Raw genomic sequence first — 15,243 nt, 5'->3', positions numbered from 1 at the left:
TTTTTTAAAACAAAATATGTTGAAAAAAGCATTCACAATCGCAGGGTTTCTATTGTTTGTAACATTCTTAACAGCGCAGGAACCTGTTAGATATTCCATTTCTTTTACAAATGCGGTGCACCATGAGGCGAATATAACCGCTGTCTTTCCAGGAACAGCATCCGATTCACTCCACATTCGAATGAGTAGGAGTTCTCCTGGGCGCTATGCACTGCACGAATTTGCCAAAAATATCTATGGCGTTATAGCAACAGATGGCAATGGCGATACCTTAAAAATTATTAGAAACAATCCTTACGAATGGGTGGTGGCAAACCCCAAGGGAGCAACGAAAGTGCAATATACTTTGTTCGGTAACCGTGCCGATGGTACCTACAGTCAAATAGACGAAAGTCATGCACATTTAAACATGCCTGCTACTTTTATGTATGCCAAGGAAATGTTTGAAGCTCCCGTGGAAGTAACTTTTAACGTTCGCGAGGATTTAAACTGGAAAGTGGCTACCCAACTAAAAAATAAAGAAGGGAATACTTATACGGCTCCCAATTTTCAGTACTTTATGGATAGCCCGACGGAAATTAGCAACTATAAAAAGCGTTCTTTTGAGGTGAATTCCAATGGGAAAAACTATATGATAGAGTTTGTTTTGCACGATACCGCTACCGAGGACTTGGTAGATCAATATTTTGAAAAAGTAAAACGCATTGTTTTGGCTGAAAAAGATGTTTTCGGGGAGCTTCCCGATTTCGATTTTGGAAGGTATACTTTTTTAGCTTGCTATGTTGCAAATGCCAGTGGGGATGGAATGGAACATCGAAATTCAACGATTTTAACAGATACTGAAGGTTTGGCAGATGGCGGAATGAAAAATAATATCGGTACGGTGTCGCACGAATTTTTTCATGCCTGGAATGTTGAGCGCTTGCGGCCAGAAAAGTTGGAGCCTTTTGATTTCTCCAAAGCGAATATGACAGGCGCTTTATGGTTTGCCGAGGGCTTTACGAGCTATTACACGAATTTAATTTTATGTAGGGCAGGAATTATTACCCCGCAAGAGTATGCCGAGGGATTAAACGGTACTTTTAATTACGTGTGGAATTCCCCGGCGAGGGATTATTTTAATCCCATTGAAATGAGTTACCAAGCACCATTTGTAGATGCAGCTACTTCGGTGGATCCTGTTAATCGCGAAAACACATTCGTATCCTATTATTCCTACGGAAGCGTTCTCGGTTTGGCATTAGATCTTTCGCTACGACAAAACGGACTCAATCTCGATGATTACATGAAAAAATTGTGGGAGGCCTACGGTAAAAATGAAGAGCCTTATACCATAGACGATCTTCATTTTACTTTGAGCTTGTATGCAGGGAAACCTTTTGCCGATACTTTCTTTAATAATTACATATATAAAAGTAAAATGCCGGATTACACTACTCTATTTGAAAGTGTAGGCTTTAATTACAGTCAAAACACTGAAAAACCATTCACGGGAATTGCTACAAACAGTAAAAATGTTATTACCAGAAACCTTAAAAAAGGAACTCCTGCTTATGAGGCTGGATTGGATGCTGGAGATACCATTATTGCAGTTGATGGAATTAATATGGAAGGAAATAAATCTTTAGAAGAAATTGTGGAAGACAAAAAAGTAGGCGATGAAATAAGCATTAAATACAGCAGATTTGGACAGGAGAGAACTACGAAATTAAAACTAGCTGCCGACCCTACCTATACCATCTCATTCGACGAAAAGGTTAGACGCCGAATAAGAAAGCATAGAGAAGCCTGGCTCGAGTAAAGGACTTTTAGTTAGTGGACTAAACTCTTATATTTTAACAATTTATATGTTAAAATATAAGAGTTTTTATTTTTTAGGCATAAATTATAATTATAACTTTAATAAGTAAATTCTTTAAAGTGATGCAAGCTCCATATTCTTTTCAAGAAAAATTTAAAAGCTTAGTAAAGGAAGACCCAAGCATGTTGGATTGGTTTGGTAAAAAATCAATAGACGGGATGTGGATCGTTAACTTGAAAAACATAGAAGAGCTATGGATTAGTGAGTCATTCTGGAATTCCGTCGGGTTTAAAGTAGATCTAAATTTTAAGGAAGATGAAAATTTAGAGGGTTTAGAGCATCGAACGGAAATACAAAAAGTGCTTCAGACTTTTGTTGAACAATGGAAAAGCGGGGAAACGCTTGTGGATATTGTTCATTTTTTTTCCACTAAAAACAAGCAAAAATCTTTCCATGTTGTAGCCAATTATTCAGAAACAGGATTTCTAGTCATCCGATTTTTTAGGGAACGAACCAAGCTTAAAAAGTTGCAAAAACAGAACGAACTTTTCAAAGTAATAAACCAGATTTCTAGTATTGGAGGCTGGGAAGTAGATTTGGAAACCAACACTTTGGAGTGGACCCATATGACCAAAGATATTCACGAAGTACCCAGAACCTTTATCCCAGATATAGAAACAGCGATCAACTTTTATAAAGAAGGTTGGAGTAGGGATTTAATTATAAAATTATTTAGAAAAGCAGTAGAAAAAGGAGAAAATTACGATGTAGAGCTAAAAATAAATACGGCTAAAGGTAACGAAAAATGGGTGCGATCTATTGGTCGACCCGAGATGAAGGATGGAAAATGCATTCGTATTTATGGGGCGTTCCAAGACATAGATGCCAGAAAAAAGAAAGAAGTAGAACATCAGCTTGTTAAGGAAAGATTCGAAAAGATTTTTTCCAATACTTCCCTTGGGATTATACTTCTGGACCGCGGCAACAAACTTATTTTAGTCAATCCGGCAAGTGTTCATATTTTTGGTTTTGATGGGGTTCCAGAAGAAGAAATTATGGAACTTACCTATCAAGATTTAATTTATCCAGACGATTTTGAATTGGTACACCAAAAGTGGGGACAATTGATATCCGGAGAAATTGATTCTTATTCTATTGAATGTAGGTTTTATAAAAAATCAGGCGAATTAATCTGGTGCAGGGTATACAATTCTCTAGCTTCTGGCAATGAACTTATCAACGATTTCATTATTTCCCAGGTTGAGGACATAACCGATGAAAAGCAGCTAAAGGAGCAAGCTTTTAGAAATGCCAACCTATTTAAGGGGGCTTTCGAATACTCTCCCAATGGCATGGCCTTAGTCTCTTTGGAATTAAAATGGCTTATGGTGAACAACACTTTGGCAAAAATGGTGGGGTATACCAAAGAAGAAATGTTGCAATTAACCATTCAAGATTTAACCCACCCTGAAGATAGGGAGACCAATGAAGAGTTAATGCAGAAATATTTTGAACATAAATCTACAGCCTATAGCGTGCAACGTCGTTATTTGCATAAAGATGGTACTATAGTTCATTGTTTACTCTGTGTTTCGCTGCTGTACGATAGCCAAGGAAATCCAAAGTATTTTATAGCGCAAATAAACGACATAAGCTCCCGTGTTCATTCACAACAAGAACTTAAAAAGAGCCTAAATGAGCTACAAAGTTTACTGGATGCTACAACCCAAGTTTCTATTATTGAAACCGATTTAAGAGGAAATGTAAAAAAGATAAATAAGGGAACAGAAAATTTATTGGGATATACTTCAGAGGAATCCATTGGAAAATTGAATGTTTTAGAACTTCACGACCCCAAAGAGGTGATGGAGAGAAGCAATTTGTTGAGCGATTTGAACCAAGAAAATATTTCTGGATTTCAAACACTGGTTTACCAAGCCAACCATGGCCTGTATGACTCTGGGGAGTGGACGTTTATTCGAAAGGACGGCAGTAGGTTTTCGGTACAATTAATTGTAACGGCAATTAGAAATCACGATGGAGAAATTACCGGCTATTTAGGGGTAGGTACAGATATTTCGAATCAGAAAAAAATGGAAGCTTCGCTCGTAAAATCAAAGCAAAAAGCAGAGGCCGCCAATAGGTCTAAGTCAGAGTTCTTGGCTAATATGAGTCACGAAATACGTACGCCACTTAATGGAATTATAGGGTTTACCGATCTATTGATGAAAACCTCGCTTACTGAAAGTCAAGAAAAGTACATGGCAACGGTTTACAATTCGGCTAATTTACTGCTTGATATTATAAACGATATTTTAGATTTTTCGAAAATTGAAGCTGGTAAACTCGAACTGAATATAGAGCGGGTTAATATTTCAGAACTTCTAGTTCAGACGATAGATATTATTAAACATCAAGCTCATGCCAAGGGATTAGAGGTGCTGTTGGATATTCCTTCAGACATTTCGCCCATAATTTATGCAGATCCAGTTAGGCTTCAGCAAATACTTACCAACTTATTGGGCAATGCAGTAAAGTTTACCGAAAAAGGTGAGATTGAGATAAAGGTTAGAAGCGTCCCTGTCGCTGCGAATAAAAATTTACGTGATTTTCATTTTTCAATTCGCGATACAGGTATTGGTATTGCTTCCCACAATCTATCCAAAATATTTCGGGCTTTCGATCAAGAAGATGCCTCCACTACCAGAAAATATGGCGGTACGGGTCTTGGGCTTACCATAAGTAATAAATTATTGGAGTTAATGGATAGTAAGCTTCAGGTAAAAAGTGTTTTGCATAAAGGGAGCACGTTTTCCTTTGATATATCTTTTAAAATTGAAGAGGTTAATGACAGCAAGCCAAATGTGGTTTACAGTAATGTAAATAATGTATTGGTGGTAGACGATAATGAAAACAACAGACATATTCTTATCGAGATGTTAAAAGTGAATGAAATTAAGGTAAGCACAGCATCCAACGGGATAGAAGGACTAGAGTTGCTCGAGAAAAACTCCGATTTCGATTTAATGATTGTTGACTATAATATGCCTTACCTCAATGGTGTAGATTTTGTGGCCCACGTAAGAAACGATTTTAAGATTGATGAAAAACAATTGCCTATTGTTCTATTGCACAGCTCGGTAGAAGATAATAAGCTTAACAAGGCATGCAAGGAATTAAAAATTAGGCATAACATTACCAAACCGGTTGTTTTAAACCAGTTGATGAATGTAATTAAAAGCATAGAAGAGCCTGTCACTATTGAAAAAGAAGAAAATGTTATAGAAATCCCTTCTTTCGATTTAGAGAAAATTGAAAAAAATGTGTTAATTGTAGAAGACAATCCTGTAAATAAAATGCTGGCAAAAACCCTTATCCAAAAAATAATACCCAATGCCACTATTTTGGAAGCAGAAGATGGATTAGAAGCGATTGAATTATTCTTGCAACATCAGGTCGATATAATTTTTATGGATGTACAAATGCCTAGAATGAGCGGTTTTGAAGCAACCAAAAGAATAAGGGGATTGGAAAATAATGGGCATACCCCCATTATAGCTTTAACCGCAAGAACCATAAAAGGGGAAAAAGAAAAATGCCTAAAAGCTGGAATGGACGATTATGTTACCAAGCCAGTTATTTATGAAACTGTAGAAAAAACAATTGTTAAATACTTAACTTAATAGACGGGTTTTTTCAACTGAAAGAAATTAATAGAAAACTAATTAAAAAGTAATAGATGTTTATTGATAGTGCCTTAAAAATGGAAATATATAATATCTTAATTATTAGCAACCAGCCTGAGGTAAGTAATAAATTTCTTCATTTTAAGAAAAGAGATCATTGGAACGTCCATATTTACGAAAATAGTTTTTCGGCTATTCAATATTTAAAAAAGAATGAGGACATTCATTTTATTATTTTCGATGAGGTTAGTGGTCCATTAAATCCTTTTCAATTGGCAGATTATTTGGCTTCAGAGCTGTCTCTTAGCATTCCGCTTATAATAATTGGAGAAGGTGTCAACGAACATAAATATACAAGGGAAGGAAACCTCTTTTTATTTGTTAAAAAGCCTCTAATTAGTGACAAGCTTGCTATCATTGAACAGATTATTGAAGAGAACTTAATTGAAGACGATCAAGAATTAGACGAAAAATCGTATTCACTGGAGTATCTTAAAACACTTTCTGATAACGATGAAGATTTCATATTTGAATCTTTAACTGTATTTAAAGAATCGGTTTTAGATAAATTGAACGAATGTAGGGAGTCTATTGAGAACGAGGAATTTAAAAACGTTAGGGAAATTGCCCATAATATTAAACCTTCTTTTGAAATGTTGGAGAACACTCGGTGTAAGAATATTTGCAACAATATTTGTTATAAAGCTACCGAGAAGGAAATAAAAGGACTTTTTAATGTTTTGGAAGAAGAATACCAGAAAATTGTAAAAGAACTGGCCGAAGATTTCCCTCAATTGGCTTAGTGCGCGTATGAAAAAGAAAATATTAATAGTAGAAGACAACCCCATGGTAGTAAAGTCTTTAGATTTTAAATTGTCTAAAGATGGTTACGAGACTATGGTAGCTTCTGATGGGAGGGAGGCTTTAAAAATTTTGAAAGAACAAACTTTCGATCTTTTAATAACCGATTTAATGTTGCCATTTGTAACGGGAATCGAGCTTATAGAGTTTGTGAAAAATAATCTGGTAGATTTACCAATAATCGTACTATCCACTTCAACACAAGAAGAAGTAATTATGGATGCTTTTAATTTGGGTGTTGAAGATTTTATTACCAAGCCTTTTAGTCCCAATGAGCTCTCATTGCGGGTAAGAAGAACACTTCAGAAGAACTAAAATATATGGAATTTGGAAGAGTTGATTAAAGAATGGGAAAATTCTGAATGGATTTTTAAAGTAAATACCAGCTTTACATTGCTCTTCTTTGTTCTTATTTTAGGCTTTATCCTTGCCCTCTTTTGGATTCGCTTGTATAAAAACCAAAGGAATAAAAGGAAGAAAACATACGAAGGCAGGGCGGAAGAATTCATAAACACATATTTGTTTGATGATGCCGTGGAAAGAAAAACAATAATTGAAAATTTCAAAAAAAATAACCTTAGGAGCCAATTGCAGAAAAAAGTTTTTTTGAAAGAACTTTTGGGTTTTAATGAAAATTTTAAAGGAGAATCTTCCTTAGCCCTTAAGCAATTATTTCACGAGTTGAATTTGGATGAATATTTAATAAAAGTTTTAAAACGCGGGAATTGGTATCAGCAATCTCGGGCAATTTACTTGCTGGCAGAGCTTTCCATCAATAAAAATAATTTGGTAGCTACATTTTTAAATGCAAAAAGGGAAGAAGTGAGGGAACAGGCCATCTTTTATTATTTAAAAGTGTCTACAGGAGAGCCATTGCAGTTTTTTAGCAGGCTAACCACCGAGCTCACGCCGTGGGAACTTATTTATGTAGAAGACTCTCTAAAATATTATTATGAAGGGTCTATGCCCGATTTTTCCAAGTGGCTGGATCATAGGCTGGAAAGTATCGTGGTTTTTTCGATTAAAATGATTGCCCAGTTCGATCAATTTGAAAACATTCCCAAAGTAGTTCCATTTATCGATCATCCAAATCCTATAATTAAAAAACAAGCTATAAAAACTCTTTGTAAGCTTAGTTGTAACGAAATTTTGGAAAAACTTATTCATAATTTTCCCCGTGAAAATGTGGCCGTAAAAAAAGAAATTTTAAATACTATCAAACAATTAGGGAGCCCCATAGACCTTATTTCCCTTCAACCTTTTATTCCCGTGGACGATTGGAGCACACGTTTGGCTTTTAATAGGATAGAGCAGCATTTTAGCAAATTAGTTTAATTCAAATACATTTACGTCATAAATCATTCAAACGAAATACTATACATTTTAAGCTGGTTATTTTTAGCTTTTGGGGTTATTGTGTGTTTGGGATATTTATTTTTTGCGGTGTATTCATTTTTAGAAATTAGGGAGTACAAACGTAGAAATTTATTGAAAAATGAAATAGCGCTCTTGCAATCTTCAAGCTTACCGCCGGTATCCATTCTAGCTCCTGCATTTAACGAAGCAGCGAATGTAGTGGATAATGTACGCTCCTTATTAACCATAAATTATCCATTTTACGAAATTGTAGTAATTAACGATGGGAGTAAAGATGACACTTTAGCAAGGCTTATTAAGAGTTTTAATTTAGTGGAAGATGATACGTTGTACCATGATTTTATAGATACTCAACCAATTAAATCGGTTTATGTTTCAAAGAATAAATCCTTTAAAAACTTAAAGGTTATCGATAAGAAAAATGGCGGTAAGGCAGATGCACTCAATGCAGGTATTAATATTTGCCGGAACGACCTTATTTGCAGTATCGATGTGGATTGTATTTTAGAGGGGGATGCTATTTTAAAGATGGTAAAGCCTTTTTTAAATGGCAAGAAAAAGGTAATTGCCGCTGGTGGAATTATAAGAATCGCCAATTCTTGCGTTGTGGAGGACGGGAGAATTGTAGAGGTACGTTTGCCAGATACCTATATTGCTAGGGCACAGGTAATAGAATATTTTAGGGCTTTTTTAATGGGGCGTATGGCTTGGTCCCGTATCGATGGATTGCTTTTAATCTCGGGTGCTTTTGGTATGTTCGATAAAGATACGGTTATGGAAGCTGGGGGGTACAATACCAATACCGTGGGAGAAGATATGGAGCTGTTGGTACGTATGCGAAGGCGTATGAGAAAAAAAAAGGAGCCTTATTCCGTAGGTTTTATTCCAGATCCGTTATGTTGGACCGAAGTGCCCCAGAAATGGAGAATTCTTCATAGACAACGAAACCGCTGGGCAAGAGGAACAGCAGAAACTCTTTACATGCATAGAGGGATGATTTTTAATCCGAAATACAGAATTTTGGGGTTGTTAAGTACGCCATATTGGTTGTTTTTCGAGTGGATGGCGCCGATAGTGGAATTCTTCGGATTTACTTTTTTTATAATTCTATTGTTTCTAGGACATTTAAATTGGGTTTTTGCACTTTCATTCTTTTTGGTTGCTTATTGTTTTTCTGTTCTCTACTCCATAACCGCATTGTTTTTCGAGGAGTATTCATTTCAGCAGTATAAAAAGACCCAACATACTTTTAAATTAATAGTCACGGCCTTTTTAGAACCATTTTTCTACCATCCATTTGTTATATGGGCAGCACTTAAAGGAAATATAGATCTCTTAAGGGGGAGAAATGCTTGGGGCGCCATGGTAAGAACCGGGTTGAGTAAACAAGAAGTAAAAAACACAGTTGAATAATACTTTGACTTATGAATAAAACGATTTTTAACATACGGATTGAAGGAAAATTTTTAACGGCTTTTAAAGCTGTTGCTTTCCTTTTTTTTCTTCTGAATTCCGATTTTTCTATTGGACAAGAAGAACTTACGAGCGATGAATTATTTTTAAAGGCCAGAACGGAAGCATTCGATAACGAAAACTATACGGAAGCTATCCGACTTACAAAAATAGCGCTTGATAAAACCCCTGATTACACTGACCTGTATGTTTTTTTAGGTAGATTGTATAGTTGGACAGACCAACCAGATTTGGCAAGGGCAGCTTTTGAAGAAGCTCTAAAGCAAGATCCAGATTATGAAGATGCCGCTTTGGCTTACGGGAATTTGGAGTATTGGAACAAGAATCCGTCTGAGGGGCTTTCCATAGTTAATAACGGACTGGCAGCCAATCCTACATCTGAAAGCTTACAAATCCTGAAATCAAAAATATTAATAGATTTAAAGAAATACGAAGAGGCCAATGCAGTGCTCAATGAGGTTTTGGCTGAAAACCCAAATTCTCGCGAGGCTATTACCATTATGCGCCAAACAAAATTAGAAACTTCTAAAAATGCGATACAGGCCTCTTATGATTTTGTTTATTTCGATGAGCGTTTTGATGATCCCTGGCATTTGGCCAGTTTAAGCTATAGAAGGCAAACAAAATTAGGTTTGGTGGAAGCTCGCTTTAATTATTCAAATCGTTTTACCACAGGAAGTACACAGTTTGAAATAGATGCGTATCCAATATTTTCAAAAACATTTTATGCTTATATCAATGGAGGGATATCGAGCGATAAAGGTATTTTTCCACAATATAGGGCCGGATTCTCGTTGTATGCCAACCTCCCCGCCGCCTTCGAGGTGGATGCCGGTTTTAGGTATTTGTATTTTACCGATGCCACGTGGATTTATACCATGGGGTTGGGCAAATACTATAAGAATTTCTGGTTTAATTTTAGAATGTATTTAAACTCATCTAGTACAGGAATTGCCAATTCTTACCTATTTACAACTAGGTATTACACCGGTGGTTTCGACGACTATATAGCACTGCAAATAGGAACTGGTTTTTCTCCAGATGACGCTACCAACAATGTTCTTTACAATAATAGCTCTGGATTGAATTCTTATAATTTTTCTTTGGAATATCGCAAATCCTTTAAGAAAACCAATGTATTTTACCTTCGCTTTAATTACGAAAATATAGAATACCAAGAAGATAACAGAGGGAACCAATATACATTTGGTTTAGGGTATATTAAACGGTTTTAATTATCGAATAATCTCTTTGTAATTTTATAAGGATTGAGGAAGATTTTACAGCTAAAAAGGTCGGTTAGAAATTAATTCCTAACCGACCTTTTTTTGGGGCTTCTGAATACCAATAGCATCAGAAGGCTCTATTTTTTCAAACTATTGAAAGTATCTGTATAGTTTCCTTTAATGGTAACATTGCCATTCTGCTTTACTTTTCCGTAAACAGTAATGGATGAGCCGTTACCAAGAAATTCAAGGGTCGCACCATTATTCAATATCATATCTCCATAAACAACTAGGCTACCTTCAATTTGTAAAGTTGCTTTGTTGTTTACAATTAGGGCATTATATGGTGCCTCGGTTGTTCCCTGTGCTAAAGAACCTTTAACGGTAAACAAACCACCACTATTAACGTTAATCCCTTTGTTTACCGCCAATGCTCCACAGAAGGTAAGGCTAGATTTAGAGTTTACATTAATTCCCATTAAGCTGGCAGAGCCTCGGTAGGCTAGGTCTTGATTAGAATTTACATTCAACCAGTAACCACCAGTGTATGTAGGGAAATCAGTACAATTAATACCACCATTGTCTGGAGTAACTGTCTTTAATATTTTAAGACCGGCTTTACCATCAGCAACAAAAATATATCCATTGGCACTCTTTACATAGTTTGCAGAACCTGTGAGGTCCAAGGAACCTATGGTTGTTAAATCGCTTACAGACCCGGTGATGGTATAAACTGAAATTCCTGCAGCGCCATCTGCTGTAAAAATATGTTTGTCTTCCACAGAAACAGCATTGGTAACTACATCGTTAACATCAATACTTTGGTCTTCTAGAACTGGAACGTCTATTGTTTTTAGCTTAGAACCATTGTTTATATTGTAAATTCCCAAACCTTTGGCGCCTTCGGCTACCAACACATTTTTATCGTAAAAATCGATCGTACGTTTTGCTTCAGGGGCATCCTTGCTTGTCGCAAAACTTTTATTTTCATTTAAATTATTGGAGTTGTACACATGAATTCCTTCCGTACCACTAAGTGCAACAACTTTATTGTCGTTAATTCCTACAGCTCTTAAATCGGCCAAAGCTGTAGTTTCTTCTATTTGCAATGAAGAAAGATTGTATTTTATTACTTCACCGTTATCGCCGGACACCCCATAAATTCCAGATGCACTTACGGCTACATCGGTAGCAACAAACCCAGAAATAGTCATTAATTCAATATTCTCGGTTGGCATTCCGTTTTGCAATGGCATTTTCATTAAAATTGCCGGATTAGAGTCGGATATTCCAGCATTTGCTCCAGCCAAATACAAAGCGTTCTCATAATAATCCACAGAACTAATGTCTGTATTCGGGAAAATTGCCTGTAACGCCACCGAAGGATTAAGTGGATCTGATATATCTATAACATCAATCGCTCCCATGTATGTAGGTCCTTCTACGTTGTAAGAAACGTAAGCGTACTTTCCATTAATGTCAATATGAGTAGCTCTTAAAGTGGTTCCCTTGTAAACAGGAGCGGAAACTTTTGCAATTTGTACAAGAGGCAAATCATTTGGTTCCAAATCTTTAGCGGCAGTACTTTTGAAGCTTCTTGCGGAAGTTTCTGGATTTTCTTGCGGAGCTCCTTTAACGGTCACTACACCTAAATTGTCGAAAATAACTCGATTGGAGTTGTCTTCATTTAAAATAACTGCATTCTCATCTACATTTGGAATAGTGTTGTCATCATCAGATGACTGGCAGCCAGCCATTATTAAAACGGCCAACATCATGCTAATTTTTATAATATTTCTCATATGCTGTAGTACTTAAGTAGGTTTTATTTTCTCTATTAAATATATTAAAATTCGGTGACTTTTTAAAATAAATAGATCCTTATATTCTGAATTTTAGAAGGTTATCTTTCCTAAAAAGCGCGCAAATGTATATATAATTTTCATATAATAATGTTATAGAAAGAATAAATTATAAATTTTTTTTGTTCTGAATTCGATGTAAAAGGTCTTAGGTTGAACGCATTAGGCTTTTTTACTGGGTTGATGCTCGATTGAATGAAGAATGATATTGATGCTTTTTTAATCTTTCCTCCAAATCAGAGGTCATTCCTGTGTAAAACTGGTTTGCTGATTGGCTAAAAAGAATATAAAGGGTTTTCATTTTGGAAAGTTACAAAAACCAAAAAACCCGATTACCAAAAAATGGAATCGGGCTTTTAGTGGTGGTGCCTCCAGTCCCGACGCATCGGGAGAACCAGGGGCACACCTAAAATCTATTTTGTAGGATGCTTGTTAATATTTCGGGATCATTGATTACTTTAGATATGAATTTTTTACTTTTCATCCTTTTTATAAATTGCTCCAAATATCGAGCGTCTTTAGTATGTAGGCAGTGATATTTCAACACAACTTCCCAGTCTTTTGCTTTCTTCGTAAATGCATTTTTGTAGGCTCCTGCCCGATGCTTTTTTAATCTTTCCTCCAAATCAGAGGTCATTCCTGTGTAAAACTGGTTTGCTGATTGGCTAAAAAGAATATAAAGGGTTTTCATTTTGGAAAGTTACAAAAACCAAAAAACCCGATTACCAAAAAATGGAATCGGGCTTTTAGTGGTGGTGCCTCCAGGAATCGAACCAGGGACACAAGGATTTTCAGTCCTTTGCTCTACCAACTGAGCTAAGGCACCAGTTGCTTGATTGCGGGTGCAAATATAGATGCAAATTTAATATTTGCAAAACATTTTTTAAAAAAATCGGTTTTGTAAATTTACAACTTTAAAAATTAAGGATGAATTTAATAATAGATGTAGGAAATTCTTTTATCAAAGTAGCTGTCTTCAAGAGAGATGAGGTTTTGCAGGTTCTAAAAGTTCCTGAAGAGAATTTTTTAAAAAATATTTCAGAAATTTTTCAAAAGTATCCAGAAATTAAGCGAACCATGGTTTCTTCCGTGGGGAAATTACCGGAGAAATACATGAAAGCTTTGGCGGTTTTTGCACCTTTAAAGTCATTGACCACTCAATCTAAAGTGCCATTTATAAATGAATATGCCACTCCAGAAACTTTGGGGGTAGATAGAATAGCCTTAATAACTGCAGCATTTTATGCCTACAAACATACCAATTGTCTAGTGATTGATGCCGGGAGCTGCATTACGTTCGATTTTCTATCTTCTGAAGGAAAATATAAGGGCGGAGCCATTTCCCCAGGGATTAGAATGCGTTACAAAGCCGTAAATACTTTTACCGCAAATTTGCCTTTAATAGATTCTTTTGAAATCGATGATTTTATAGGAAATAGCACAAAAAGCTGTATTATTTCTGGTGTTTTGAACGGAACGGTTAATGAAATTGACGCTACAATAACACAATATCGAGAAAAATTTAAAGATTTAACAGTTATTTTAACAGGCGGTGATAGTCATTTTTTGTCTAAAAGATTAAAAAGTAGCATATTTGCCCATTCTAATTTTCTCGTAGAGGGAGTTAATCATATTTTAGAACTCAACAAACACTAAATGATTAAAAAGATTTTTATTGTAGCTGTATTTTTTATGTGTAGTTACAGTTTTGCGCAGGAAGGAAGTGTGTCGCCATATTCTTTTTATGGTATAGGAGACCAACGATTTAAAGGGTTGGCCGAAAACAGAATGATGGGAGGGATAAGTGTTTATACAGATAGTATTCACTTAAACCTTCAAAACCCGGCTTCGCTGGGGAAGTTAAAATTAACCACGTTTACAGCTGGTGCCAGTTACAATTCCCTTTCTTTAAAGACAGATGAGTCTAGTGAAAATGCTTCAGATGTTACATTTGATTATTTAGCGATTGGAATTCCTTTAGGCAATAATCTAGGGATGAGCTTTGGGGTTTTGCCATACACATCTGTAGGGTATGCGGTACAGTCTCTCGACGAGGATATCTCCCCTGCTCAATTAAGCAGGTATGAAGGTGAAGGAGGACTTAATAAGGCATACTTTTCCTTGGGGTATAATTTCCTGAATAACTTTAGCATTGGTGCTAGGGGTAACTTTAACTTCGGAAAAGTTGAAAATGAAAGTGTAAAATACACAGAAGGGGTGCAATATGGCTCGAGAGTGCAAGATAACTCGGAATATAGTGGATTTGATTTCAATTTTTCATTAAATTACGATGCCGATTTAACCAAGAATATAGGATTGAAGTCTTCTATCTTGTACACCCCGGCAACAAAAATTACATCCAGTAACTCCAGAACAATATCTACATTGGCAGGAAATTCTAACGGTATAGATATTCCAAGGGTTACGGAAGAAGTGGATTTGGCGGCATTGGGGCTAAATTCCACATACTTGCATTTGCCAGAATCTTATGGTTTTGGTTTAGGTGTGGGTAAAAAATATACTTGGTTTGTTGGAGCTGAGTACGAAATAACCAATAGCAGTGAGTTTAGAAACGATTTTGTAAATCCAGTAAATGGTTCTTATGAAGATGGAGAAAGATTTTCTGCTGGAGCTTTTTGGGTTCCAGATTACAATACTTATGCAAGCTACTGGAAAAGAATCACTTACCGAATTGGTTTAAAGAATGAGCGAACTGGCTTGGTAGTAAATAATGTGCCCGTGCACGACTTTGGCATGTCTTTTGGTTTAGGATTACCAATGAATGGTTTTTCTAACTTTAATATAGGAGTGGAAGCAGGGAAACGCGGAAGCACTTATTTAGGAAGAGTTCAAGATAATTATGTAAATGTTTTTATAAGTTTATCTTTGAACGATCAATGGTTTAGAAAGAACTTAATTAGATAAAAAATTATACGTTAACCTATAAAATTAAATAA

Annotated in this window: 13 protein-coding genes and 1 tRNA gene; 10 read left to right on the top strand and 4 right to left on the bottom strand. The window is 35.9% G+C overall.

What is annotated here, in order from left to right; all coding sequences use genetic code 11:
• The first annotated feature begins 16 nt into the window (after positions 1-16).
• The 7 genes from HX109_RS03570 to HX109_RS03540 all read left to right on the top strand — a co-directional run bounded on the left by HX109_RS03570 (position 17) and on the right by HX109_RS03540 (position 10,433).
• The gene (locus tag HX109_RS03570; protein WP_178949834.1) at positions 17-1,801 is read left to right on the top strand and encodes a M61 family metallopeptidase; all 1,785 of its coding nucleotides are present in this window, start codon (positions 17-19) and stop codon (positions 1,799-1,801) included.
• Between the two features lie 122 nt (positions 1,802-1,923).
• Positions 1,924-5,484: a PAS domain-containing hybrid sensor histidine kinase/response regulator gene (locus HX109_RS03565; protein ID WP_178949833.1), complete on the top strand. Its 3,561-nt coding sequence runs from the start codon at positions 1,924-1,926 to the stop codon at positions 5,482-5,484.
• A 56-nt stretch (positions 5,485-5,540) separates the two neighbouring features.
• Positions 5,541-6,290 carry an Hpt domain-containing protein gene (locus HX109_RS03560; protein WP_178949832.1) on the top strand — a complete coding sequence of 250 codons (750 nt, stop codon included), beginning with the start codon at positions 5,541-5,543 and terminating at the stop codon, positions 6,288-6,290.
• Positions 6,291-6,297: 7 nt separating this feature from the next.
• On the top strand, positions 6,298-6,663 hold the full coding sequence (locus HX109_RS03555; RefSeq protein ID WP_178949831.1) for a response regulator transcription factor: 366 nt from the start codon (positions 6,298-6,300) through the stop codon (positions 6,661-6,663).
• Between the two features lie 12 nt (positions 6,664-6,675).
• Positions 6,676-7,683 carry a HEAT repeat domain-containing protein gene (locus HX109_RS03550; protein ID WP_178949830.1) on the top strand — a complete coding sequence of 336 codons (1,008 nt, stop codon included), beginning with the start codon at positions 6,676-6,678 and terminating at the stop codon, positions 7,681-7,683.
• A gap of 18 nt (positions 7,684-7,701) precedes the next feature.
• Positions 7,702-9,138 carry a glycosyltransferase family 2 protein gene (locus HX109_RS03545; RefSeq protein ID WP_178954030.1) on the top strand — a complete coding sequence of 479 codons (1,437 nt, stop codon included), beginning with the start codon at positions 7,702-7,704 and terminating at the stop codon, positions 9,136-9,138.
• An 11-nt stretch (positions 9,139-9,149) separates the two neighbouring features.
• Positions 9,150-10,433, top strand: a complete 1,284-nt coding sequence (locus tag HX109_RS03540; RefSeq protein ID WP_178949829.1) for a YaiO family outer membrane beta-barrel protein — start codon at positions 9,150-9,152, stop codon at positions 10,431-10,433.
• 128 nt (positions 10,434-10,561) lie between these two features.
• Here the strand turns inward: HX109_RS03540 and HX109_RS03535 are convergent, their stop codons facing one another.
• The gene (locus tag HX109_RS03535; RefSeq protein ID WP_178949828.1) at positions 10,562-12,226 is read right to left on the bottom strand and encodes a hypothetical protein; all 1,665 of its coding nucleotides are present in this window, start codon (positions 12,224-12,226) and stop codon (positions 10,562-10,564) included.
• A gap of 232 nt (positions 12,227-12,458) precedes the next feature.
• Positions 12,459-12,587, bottom strand: coding sequence for a GIY-YIG nuclease family protein (locus tag HX109_RS16395; protein WP_178949827.1), 129 nt, complete (start codon positions 12,585-12,587; stop codon positions 12,459-12,461).
• Between HX109_RS16395 and HX109_RS03525 the strand changes: the two genes are divergently transcribed.
• Positions 12,558-12,710: a hypothetical protein gene (locus HX109_RS03525; RefSeq protein ID WP_178949174.1), complete on the top strand. Its 153-nt coding sequence runs from the start codon at positions 12,558-12,560 to the stop codon at positions 12,708-12,710. The genes HX109_RS16395 and HX109_RS03525 overlap by 30 nt on opposite strands.
• Here the strand turns inward: HX109_RS03525 and HX109_RS03520 are convergent.
• Positions 12,693-12,977 (bottom strand): GIY-YIG nuclease family protein, encoded by a 285-nt coding sequence (locus HX109_RS03520; protein WP_178949826.1) that lies wholly within the window; start codon positions 12,975-12,977, stop codon positions 12,693-12,695. The genes HX109_RS03525 and HX109_RS03520 overlap by 18 nt on opposite strands.
• A 59-nt stretch (positions 12,978-13,036) precedes the next feature.
• Positions 13,037-13,112, bottom strand: a tRNA-Phe gene (locus tag HX109_RS03515).
• A gap of 101 nt (positions 13,113-13,213) precedes the next feature.
• Here HX109_RS03515 and HX109_RS03510 point away from each other — a divergent pair.
• Positions 13,214-13,942: a type III pantothenate kinase gene (locus HX109_RS03510; RefSeq protein WP_178949825.1), complete on the top strand. Its 729-nt coding sequence runs from the start codon at positions 13,214-13,216 to the stop codon at positions 13,940-13,942.
• On the top strand, positions 13,943-15,211 hold the full coding sequence (locus tag HX109_RS03505) for a hypothetical protein (RefSeq protein ID WP_178949824.1): 1,269 nt from the start codon (positions 13,943-13,945) through the stop codon (positions 15,209-15,211).
• The last annotated feature ends 32 nt before the right edge of the window (positions 15,212-15,243 follow it).

Origin of the sequence: Galbibacter sp. BG1 (genome assembly GCF_013391805.1) — a bacterium.
Taxonomy (GTDB): Bacteria; Bacteroidota; Bacteroidia; order Flavobacteriales; family Flavobacteriaceae; genus Galbibacter.
This window is presented reverse-complemented; position numbering and strand designations above follow the sequence as displayed.

Coding starts and splice junctions, on each gene's coding strand:
- HX109_RS03570 (WP_178949834.1), top strand. CDS start 17: ATGTTGAAAAAAGCATTCACAATCGCAGGGTTTCTATTGTTTGTAACA.
- HX109_RS03565 (WP_178949833.1), top strand. CDS start 1,924: ATGCAAGCTCCATATTCTTTTCAAGAAAAATTTAAAAGCTTAGTAAAG.
- HX109_RS03560 (WP_178949832.1), top strand. CDS start 5,541: ATGTTTATTGATAGTGCCTTAAAAATGGAAATATATAATATCTTAATT.
- HX109_RS03555 (WP_178949831.1), top strand. CDS start 6,298: ATGAAAAAGAAAATATTAATAGTAGAAGACAACCCCATGGTAGTAAAG.
- HX109_RS03540 (WP_178949829.1), top strand. CDS start 9,150: ATGAATAAAACGATTTTTAACATACGGATTGAAGGAAAATTTTTAACG.
- HX109_RS03535 (WP_178949828.1), bottom strand. CDS start 12,226: ATGAGAAATATTATAAAAATTAGCATGATGTTGGCCGTTTTAATAATG.
- HX109_RS16395 (WP_178949827.1), bottom strand. CDS start 12,587: ATGAAAACCCTTTATATTCTTTTTAGCCAATCAGCAAACCAGTTTTAC.
- HX109_RS03520 (WP_178949826.1), bottom strand. CDS start 12,977: ATGAAAACCCTTTATATTCTTTTTAGCCAATCAGCAAACCAGTTTTAC.
- HX109_RS03510 (WP_178949825.1), top strand. CDS start 13,214: ATGAATTTAATAATAGATGTAGGAAATTCTTTTATCAAAGTAGCTGTC.
- HX109_RS03505 (WP_178949824.1), top strand. CDS start 13,943: ATGATTAAAAAGATTTTTATTGTAGCTGTATTTTTTATGTGTAGTTAC.